The organism is Peribacillus sp. NPDC058002 (assembly GCF_042886655.1).
GTDB classification, from domain to species: Bacteria; Bacillota; Bacilli; order Bacillales; family DSM-1321; genus Peribacillus; species Peribacillus aracenensis.
Genome location: NZ_JBHVQU010000272.1, coordinates 899 through 4,454 on the forward strand (window position 1 = coordinate 899; position 3,556 = coordinate 4,454).

Consider the following 3,556-nt stretch of genomic DNA (forward strand, 5'->3'; position numbering starts at 1 on the left):
AGTGAATGAAATTGAAACTTACACATCTCCTTCCGAATTAACTGAAAAGATAGACTATTATTTAAACCATGACGAGGAGCGAAATGCGATTGCGCAGAGAGGGTATATTCAAACATTAAAAAGTCATACTTACGAGAAAAGACTAGTAACTCTGTTGAAGTTGATATATGGATAATTCTAATTCTGGACTCGAATGTTGGTGATTCTATAAGAACGATAAAATTTCTATCTTTTGTATTCACGATAATTGATACCTATATTATTTTAGGAGGGCATATATGACAACCAATCATACTCCGCTATTGACAGTCCATCTATTTGTTTCAAAGAGGAATTCAGGGGATGGATTGGAAGAAATGTTAATGAGACTGGCTGAAAGTGGCATTACAGTGAAGATGTATGGACCTGATGATGCATTATTGGATATAAATCCTAAAAATCCTCGCGTCTATGTTTCATTAGGAACGGAGTGGGAACAATTCAGAGAACTTAATGTGTTACCTGTTCAGGAGAGAAAACGTTGGTTACATTTCGATTCTCCAACAAAAGTTCAACCATACAACTTATTTTACTGCTGGCTCAAACAGACAGATCCTTTCCCAGAAAATAAAAATCTACTGTCGACCCGTTTTTCTTCAGATACTCCTTTAGTGTCTGTATTTACAGCCAGTTACAAGTCCAAAGAAAAAATTCAGCGACCTTATCGTTCCCTACTGAATCAAACTTACTCCAATTGGGAATGGGTGATTGTAGATGACTCCGGTGATGATGATGAGACATATAACCAAGACTTACTCCCTCTAGATGATCCCCGTGTGAGGAGGTATCGCCAAGATTCCCGCAATGGCTACATAGGGGCAATCAAACGGTATGCAGCAGGTCTATGTACAGGGGAAATTTTAGTGGAAGTAGATCATGATGATGACCTAACTCCTGACTGTCTAAAGAAAATTGTCGATGCATTTCAGCAACACCCTGAATGTGGCTTTGCTTATGGAGATTGTGCAGAGGTGCACGTAGGCAGCCACAATGCTCATTGGTATGGTTGGGATTGTGGCTTTGGGTACAGTATACATTATCGTGTCTGGGTACATGAAATGAATCGATGGCAAAATGTGCAAAGACACACTACCATCAATGGGAATACAATCCGTCATTTGGTTGGTTTACCGAATCATCCACGTGCGTGGACGAGAGATTTTTACCATCAGATTGGAGGTCATCGCGAAGAACTATTGGTTGCAGACGATTACGACATGCTCGTTCGAACGTTTCTTAATACGAAGTATATTTCGATTCCCAATTTACTCTACATCCAATATCGAAATGAAAATGGAGATAACTCTACTTTTCAGAGAAATAAGCAGATTCAAATCCTCGTAAAAGAACTAAACAGTTATTATCGCGAGAGGATTTACAAAAGATTGGAAGAACTAGATTTACCAGAGGAAGTGCCATATAGTCGTATTTGGGAGACAACTACAGATAATCCCGCAAGAAAAACTGCTCATATCATTCATGAAGAATTATCCAAAGTTTCAATCTTGTTTCCTATTCCTCACTCTTGCCCTACAAATGAGCATACCCAATTATTTAAGACTCTTCAAAAGGGCATAGAAACCAATTTTAAAGAAATCGAAGTGGTTGTTGTTGGCCGTATTCCTGCGGAAATCGAAGCCTTTGCGTCGATGGCGCCCCTGGGGGCGATTCGATGGTGGCCAATGGAGCCGAATGATTCATTAGAAACGTGTATCCAATATGCCAAGTTTTGCTCTTCATGTACGGAGAAAGTAGTGGTGTTGCCGTGAACCTTTAAGATGATAAGAGTTGCTGCTATTCCTTGCTATCCTGAAACACTAAACTTAATATCCATAGAGCAAAGAGAAGGAATTGGATATAAAAGAATAAAAAGGTTGCGGAAGATTTGTGTAATGTAAAAGAAAAATAATAACTCTTCTTTATGAAGCAGCGGATGCTTCATATTATAAGGTTGATCAGTAAAAAAATACTGGTTGACCTTTTTTTGGTGCGCTCGGCATGAATGCAATCTATAGGGTGAAAGCCCCTACCACATATGCAGTAGTAGTGGTTAGTTTCATGCAAAGTTGTCCACGGTGACAAGGAATCTGAAGGAAGCAAGCGGCAAACAGCCATTCAGAGGAACACGAACCCCATATAAGGTTAGGTTCCATTGGATGATTTTCCTGAACAAAACAAAGTCCTTACTGACAAAGGAAGTACAAAGTAATTGAAGCATAAGAGATGGAGGGAAAGGGTGTACTCTTAACCGGGGAGGCCTGGTGACAGCTAAGTAGACTTGGCAACCTGACCAGTGATGGACAGATGAATCAACAGAAGTCAGCAGAGGTCAATAGTACTTGTCTATTCGAAAGGATAAGGAAGGATCTAACAGATTAACGAGGAAGCATATTAGTCATTCTTATCTTTCGAAGAAACAAACAATTCCTAACGGAACTTATTTGAAGGAAGAAGTAGTGAAAACGCGGAAACTTCAAAAGGGCGGAACAGTTAAAGGTTTAGTTTCACGAGGTCTAAGAAGACTCCTAAGGTTCGGCTGGCTCACCAAAGCTTGAAGAGAGTGAAGAAACGTAACAGAGAAATGGCCTCGAGAAAATCACCGATACCCATGGAAGACAAAAATAAGAAAGCTAAAGCAATTCCTCAGAGGGTGAATCGGGTATTACGCTCGTAGATACTCCGGGTGTATGAAGGAAATTAGATTCATGGATTCGAAGAAAGTTCAGGATGTGCTATGGAAACCATGGAGGCTGTCAAGGACAATTCGTACCATCAAGGGTTAGAAATTTAGACAAAAGATATCCAATACAATGTCAGACTTAAACGAACCCCGTATACCAAACTCGTACATACAATGGTGTGAGAGGTCGGAGGTTAGGCGTCTTCCCCTACATGTTTTAAAATAAATGTTTTTTTAAATAATTAGAAAATTTTTCAGATTTTGAGTTGCTAAATTACACAAGGAAGAGTACTATAATTAGTAATTAATGATTTACTAATTACTTAATCCCATACTTAGTGAAAGAAAGTGAGAGTTGCCATGGCTCAGCAGGAAAAAAAGAAATATATTACTCCAGATGGATACACAGCAGATATTGCGATCTTTACGATTACTGCGAAGAAAACGGCTGAGAAAGCCCCGCCTGAAATGTTTTTGAAGCTATTATTAATCAAACGTGCCACAAAAGATAAGGAAGGAAGCCCCAATGTTGAAGGAGATAAATGGGCCTTACCTGGAGGCTTTGTCAATGCTGGCGAAACTGCTTATGAAGCAGCCAAAAGAGAATTGAAAGAAGAAACGGGTGTAGCTGGATTCCATGTCAAGCATTTCGGGGTTTATGACCAGCCGGGACGCGATCCCAGAGGATGGATCATCTCCAATGCCTTTTATGCAATTGTCCAGGAAGAGTTTCTTCATCAAAGAAAAGCGAATGACGATGCAGCCGAAGTTGAATTGTTCACGATTCAGGAAGCCTTACAATTAGATCTTGCATTCGATCATTATACAATTATAAAC

At 39.7% G+C, this 3,556-nt stretch carries 3 protein-coding genes; all 3 read left to right on the forward strand.

The window, feature by feature from the left end:
* Position 1 precedes the first annotated feature (1 nt).
* Positions 2–175: a glycosyltransferase gene (locus ACFVSH_RS23325; protein ID WP_387708089.1), complete on the forward strand. Its 174-nt coding sequence runs from the start codon at positions 2–4 to the stop codon at positions 173–175.
* A gap of 103 nt (positions 176–278) precedes the next feature.
* A complete protein-coding gene (locus ACFVSH_RS23330) occupies positions 279–1,808 on the forward strand; it encodes a glycosyltransferase (protein ID WP_387598326.1) in 1,530 nt (509 codons plus the stop codon).
* 1,271 nt (positions 1,809–3,079) lie between these two features.
* A partial coding sequence (locus tag ACFVSH_RS23335; protein WP_387708085.1) for an NUDIX domain-containing protein occupies positions 3,080–3,556 on the forward strand: 477 nt, incomplete at its 3' end.

What these genes read in the sequence shown, in the direction of transcription:
- ACFVSH_RS23330 (WP_387598326.1), top strand. Translation starts at nt 279, where the DNA reads ATGACAACCAATCATACTCCGCTATTGACAGTCCATCTATTTGTTTCA.